The sequence below is a fragment of the Treponema sp. JC4 genome (assembly GCF_000260795.1).
In the GTDB taxonomy this organism is placed as follows: Bacteria; Spirochaetota; Spirochaetia; order Treponematales; family Treponemataceae; genus Treponema_D.
Genome location: NZ_AJGU01000030.1, coordinates 21,574 through 27,665 on the forward strand (window position 1 = coordinate 21,574; position 6,092 = coordinate 27,665).

Below are 6,092 nucleotides of genomic sequence, written 5' to 3' on the forward strand. Positions count from 1 at the left end.
TTTTCTTTCTTTAAAAATAGTTGCAATCTTTGGCGGTTGGTGATAAATTTTTGCAAATATTACAATTATATAGAGGGAAATATGTTGTTTGCACAAATTCTTGCAACGGCAATCTTCTTGATGATGTTTTTTCTGGTCATCACAGAGGTTGTGGAACGTCAGTGGGTTACCCTTGGCTGCGGCCTTTTGACGCTTTTACTTGTTTTCGGACTTGGCTTGCATTCCTGGGAAGCCGTGATGAAAACTCTGAATGTCAGAAGTATTATTACACTTGGATTCTGGATTGCTTCGGCTGGAGAAGGCGAAAGTTCGAGCGGTATTAACTGGGCAACTATCATCTTTATTGCGGGTATGATGGTTATGGTTGAAGGTATGGCCCGTGTGGGATTTTTCCGCTGGCTTTGTATGCTTCTAGCAAAAAGCGTTAAATATAAGGTTCTTCCAATCTTTGTAACCTTTATGTTCATGTCTTTTGTGCTTGCAATGTTCATCGATTCAATTACTGTAATTCTCTTCCTGGCTGCTGTAACTGTTGAGCTCAGCCGTCTTTTGAAATTTAATCCCCTTCCTATGATTCTGGCAGAGGTTTTCTGTGCCAACTTAGGTGGATCTGCAACTATGTGCGGTGATCCTCCTAACATCATCATCGGAACTTCTTTCGGCTATTCTTTTATGGACTTTGTTAAGAATACCGGTGCAATTGCGGCTATCTCTCTTGTTTTTACAGTTGCATATTTCTATATTTTCTGCAAAAAGGACTTCGCCAATTCAGGAAAGGATATTGATACTTCAAAATTCCCGACTCCTTCTTCTGCAATTACTGATAAGGGCGGCTTTGTTGTAAGCTGCATTATTTTTGGAATTGCTGTTGTGCTTCTGGTAACTCACGCTCAGACCGGGCTTAGTGTTGCAACTATTGGACTTGGAATTGCAATTATCACTCTGATTACTTCTATAAAACATATTCCGGAAATAATGAAGCACGTTGACTACAAGACTATTTTGTTCTTTATCGGACTCTTTATTGTAGTCGGCGGTCTTGAAGAAACCGGCATTCTGGTTCTGATTGCAAGTTTTATTAGCAAAATTTCAAATGGTAACGTATACTTAATGATAGCGATTATCATTTGGGTTTCTGCAATTGCAAGCGCCTTTATCGACAATATCCCGTTTGCTGCCACAATGATTCCTGTAATCCAGACTCTTTCTGGAACTACCGGCGTTCCTCTGGAAACTATGTCTTGGGCACTTTCTATGGGAACTGATATCGGTGGAAGTGCAACTCCAATCGGAGCCAGCGCTAACGTAGTTGGAACTTCTGTTGCCGCAAAGGCCGGTCACCCGGTTGGATGGGGTAAATACTGTCTTCTCTGCGGTCCTGCAACTGTAATCGTAATGATAATCAGCACTGTCTTCATTTTTGTACGCTACTTGTAAGAGGTAAAAAGTATGGAAAAACAACTGATAATTTCGATTGGACGCGAATACGGAAGTGCCGGTCACGAAATCGGGCGAAAACTTGCCGCAAAACTTGAAATTCCATTTTACGATAGAAACCTTCTGGACGAATTTGCAGACCAGTCTGATGTGGATGCTGACGTCCTTGCAAAATATGAGGAAAAGCCCCGCCGCTTTTTCTTCAGCCGTACTGTTTCGGTTCGCGGACAGAAATTCAATAACTCTCCTGCCCAGAATGTTGCAGACATTCAGTTTGCTCTTTTGAAGGGTAAGGCTTATGATGATGATTCTTTTGTAGTCTGCGGACGCTGTGCTGATGAAGTTCTTAAAGAATTTCCAGGCCTTCTTACTGTTTTCATTACTGCTGATTACGATGCTAAAGTTAAGCGCGTAATGGAAAAGCGTAATATGAGCGAAAAAGAGGCTAAGAAAACTATCGAAAAACACGATAAAACCCGCCGTGCTTACCACGACTACTTTGCTAAAACAAAGTGGGGTCTGGCTGACAGCTACGATTTGTGCGTAAACTCCACTGTGCTGGGAATTGACGGCACTGTAGATATGCTGGCGGATTATGCAAAACGCTTCTTAGAAAAATAAAATGTCAAGTTTTGCCTGCAAAACTTGATGTTGCGGTTCGTGACGCTTACAATTGTATGTTGATTACGACCGCAACAGTTTTTTAGAAAAATAGATTAGTGAATTTAATTAAAGGGGATGCCCGGAGGTGAAGCCGGACATCCTTTTTTTATAGGCTGACTGACGTATTGTGGCGCAGATACCAGAGCTGGCAGCTTATTTTTTCTTCAGCTACTTTCAGAAGTTTTGCCGCTGCGGTTCGGTAGCAGTTTTGCTGTCCGCTGTATTTTTCCGGGGCAATTTCATTGTCGGATTTGTAATCGACGATGATGAAAGTGCCGTCAGGATTTTCGTAAATCAAGTCGATGGAACCTGTCCAGATTGAGTCCTGGTGGAACATACGGAAGGCCCATTCTGCTTTTAGAAGGCGGCCGGCTTCACGGGCGGAAGAAGCTCCTGCGTAGGCTGCCTTTCCTAAATCACTTGCAGCAAAATCCCTGCACATTTTAATACATTCAGCTTTTGTGGCTGCGATTTCCTTTTCTGAAAGCTGCTTGAAAAGTTTTACCGGTGGCTGGTATTCTTCCGGGGCTATTCCTTGAGCCTGAGCGCGCAGGTAGTCGTGAACCAGGGTACCAAAGTCGGCGGCGGTAAAGGAAGTTTTTTCCAGAGTGTCGGAAGGACTGTCGTATTTTTCCGGGAGAGCCGCATTTAAGCCGGGCTCCAGAGAACTTGGCGTTCTGCGCTTTGATTCTGGTTCTTCGTAAGGGATTTCTTCTGTGGCAGCTGGCAGGGCTGAAAAAATCCTTGTTGAAGGGCTTTCTTCTGCTTTTTCGCTTGAATTATAGGCATCTTTTTTTGTTACAGGCTCAATCGAAAAATAGCTGAAAGGAACGGTCTGGTTTGGTGAAAGAATTTCCTCTCCCAGCGCATAGTTTCCGTCACTTTTTGTTTCCGGATAATAGTCTTTTATGCATTTTTCCAGAAGCTTAAAGTTTTCCTCATCATCATTGCTTGTTTTTGAGCAGGGAGTCCATTTTCCAACAATATAAACTTCATTTATGGCGCGGGTTACGGCAACGTAAATCAGACGGCGGAATTCCGCAATGTCTTTTTTGCGTTCAGCCAGCTTTTGGATCTTTGAAAAATAATTTTCAGCAGCACTTTCAGGCTTAATAGAGGCTCCAAAATCTTCATCAAAGAATACAGCATCGCGGTCAGCTCCCCTTCTTGCAGAAATACAGCCTGTTACAAAAACGTAATTGAACTGTAAACCCTTACTTTTATGAATTGTCATTATCTGGACAGCGTCCTGTTTTTCCAGCGGATAGGTAACTTCCGCTACATCAATTTCTTCTTCATCAAGAGAGTTTTTTTCCTTATTTTTTACAATTGCCAGCTGGTCTACAAACCAGGAAATATTTTTCTGATTCTGGTCGCTCTGGCGGGCAAGTTCAAAAAGGAAATCAAACTGTTCTGCGTAAAGTTCTGTCTTAAGGTTTTCCAGAGTAGCGTAGTGATATCCTGTCTGATACCATAAATCACTTACAGTTTTTGCAAGGGTCTGACTTAGAATTGCTTTACGCTGATTTTTGATAAAAAGGATTCCGCTTTTAAAACGCTCCTTCTGCTGTTCAGAACTTTCTGAAAGTATTGCATCTGTCTTTGCCTGCAGGTCGTCCAGGTTTTCCGGCAAATCTTCAAGGCTTCCGTTTACAAGAACTGCTTCAAGTGAAGACTGCTTTAAGCCGCAGAAAGGAGATGCGAGGAAGGTTGCAAAGGCATTTTTATCGGAAGGATAAACGCAAAGGCGTAGGAAAGCGTAAATATCATTTATCGGGCCTTCAGAAAAGAGGTCGCTGTTCTGATCCAGCTGATAAGGAATTCCAAAGTAGTTGAGCCAGCGTAAAAGCTGAGTTCTCTGGCGGGATTTATCAAGAATTGCAAAGTCAGAATAGCGGGGATAATTTCCGTCTGCCTGCTTTGTCTTTTTTAACTGACTGATTTTTTTTGCAATAAAATAAGCTGTCTGATTTTTTTCATCCAGAAGGTCTTCGCTGTCTATAAGGGCTGAATTTAAGAGGCAGGTGTGAATTCTGATATTGTCTAAGCTTAGTTCAGCGGGGGCGATTTCCTCCTTCTTTACCGAGTCATATTTTTTTGCGGGAAGCTGGTATTTTGCTTCGTAGTTTTTGTTGGTCTGAGAATCAAAAAGATAATCATTCTGTCCGAAAAGGCGGTTAAAAGAGGTGATAAGCTCATTATCTGAGCGGTAGTTATATTCCATCTGCAAAAAGTTCTGAGGGCCTAAATCTTTTTTGAGTTCATTAAAAACAGAAACTTCTGCACCGCGGAATTTGTAAATGGACTGTTTTTCATCACCAACAAAAAAGAGCTTGTCCGGCCGGATATCTTCTACGCCTGGGATTCCATCCTTACAGCCACATTCCTGGCCTTCTTCCGTAAAATCCTTTTCTGAAAGCAGGAAGAGAAGGTCTCGGTTCTTTCCGTTGTTGTCCTGAAATTCATCAATCATGATTTTTTCGTAGGCATTTTTTTCCTGCTCCCGTATATCTTTATGATTAATCAGGATTTCAAGAGAAAGCTCGCTTACATCCTTAAAGGTGAGTTTACCAGAGTTTCTTTTCTGGCGGTTAATCTGATTTTTAAAGTCGTCAAAAAGTTCCTGCAGGTTTTTGATGCTCTTGAAGTTTGAAATATAGGTAAAAAGCGAATTAATATATGGAAGAAAAACTTCTTTTATAGGTTTTACAGTAGCCTTCAGTTCTTTAGTATAGCCGCCAAGATTTTGCGGGAAGTCAAAGAGAGTCAGGGCATTATTAAAGGCTTGCAGCTGTGAAAATTTTTCCCTGTCAGGATTTTCAAAATCAAAAGAGTCATCAAGACTTAAAAGTGTCGGGTCAAAGGCCGCAAGAGCCTCTATGGCCTTTTCGCATTTTGTAAAATAAGGCTGGCCTGCTTTTCCCTTTGTGTTGTTAAACTCGTTTTCAAAAAGTTCGAGGGCATTTCTTGTGCAGTTTACGGCAGGGCTATCTGCCAGGCGGGCTTCAATATCTTCTTTTAAAAGACTGCTGCATTCTCCCTTCACTTCTGATTTTCCTGCGCAATTTCCATATACCAGGTAGTTCCAGGCACGTATTACTTCTTTTTTCTGTGCTTCAATTTTATCTGAAAAAAATGATGAAGGAGTGGCAACCGAGGTATTGTTAATTATAGTTTTTGAAAGAATATTGTCTGCAAAGTTCTGAAAGTTTCCGATTGTGGCAAAGTCTGTAATTGCGGCAGAAGCTCTGTTTTCAAAAACAAAGGGAAGCGCCTGATTTTTTATGTCGCTTTCTGAATCAGAAGAACCGACTGTAAAATCCGGGGTAATTCCGTAGCGGGTGGCAGCCTGTTCTACAATGCGCTTACAGTAAGAGTCCAGAGTCTGAATATGAACGTTGGAAAAGTCTTCCAGAGCCTCTGCTGCACGCTTTTTTTCTTCAGGCGGGGTTTTCTCATTAGCGGCAAAAAAACTTAGGGTATCATAGATTCGCTTGTACATTTCGCCGGCGGCTTTCTTTGTAAAGGTTAGGGTAAGGATTTGTGAAGCCTTAATCTTACAACTCATTACAAGCCAGGCAAAACGGGTTGCAAGAACCTGAGTTTTTCCGGAACCGGCACCGGCGGCTACAATTGTGTTATCTGTTCGGCAGCAGACTGCTCTCTGTTTTGGATCCAGTTTTCGCTCAAGTAAATCCAGGTAGTCGTAATTTTCGCTCATTAGTTTCTCTCTCCTGTCAGCTTCTGATTTTGTGGTGTCATTTTGTTTTTTGCAACCTCGTAATTATGACGGCAGACAGACCTGAAATTGCATTTTATGCAGTCTGTAAAAATATCCACCTTACTGGAATCCGGGTAAAGCTTTTTAGCGGCTATATCATCTGCAAAGGCTTTGGAATATTGTCTGAAGGCTTCCATAACCGGCTTAAAATCTTCGCTTGATTTTCCTGCGGTAAAAATATCGATGGCGGCACTAGTGCTGGCATCTTTTA

General features: G+C 41.9%; 4 protein-coding genes. 2 read left to right on the plus strand and 2 right to left on the minus strand.

Annotated elements, in window-relative coordinates:
• The first annotated feature begins 81 nt into the window (after positions 1–81).
• Together MSI_RS10450 and MSI_RS10455 are read left to right on the plus strand one after the other, a co-directional pair.
• On the plus strand, positions 82–1,437 hold the full coding sequence (locus MSI_RS10450) for an SLC13 family permease (protein ID WP_009106692.1): 1,356 nt from the start codon (positions 82–84) through the stop codon (positions 1,435–1,437).
• 12 nt (positions 1,438–1,449) lie between these two features.
• Entirely contained in the window at positions 1,450–2,058 is a 609-nt protein-coding gene (locus MSI_RS10455; protein WP_009106694.1) for an AAA family ATPase, read from the plus strand.
• Between the two features lie 148 nt (positions 2,059–2,206).
• On the opposite strand, the gene MSI_RS10460 is transcribed toward MSI_RS10455, so the two are convergent.
• Both MSI_RS10460 and MSI_RS14710 read right to left on the minus strand, forming a co-directional pair.
• Positions 2,207–5,821: an exodeoxyribonuclease V subunit beta gene (locus tag MSI_RS10460; protein ID WP_009106696.1), complete on the minus strand. Its 3,615-nt coding sequence runs from the start codon at positions 5,819–5,821 to the stop codon at positions 2,207–2,209.
• Positions 5,821–6,092 (minus strand): hypothetical protein (locus MSI_RS14710; RefSeq protein ID WP_039924700.1); only part of this gene is annotated, 272 nt, incomplete at its 5' end. The genes MSI_RS14710 and MSI_RS10460, both read right to left, overlap by 1 nt.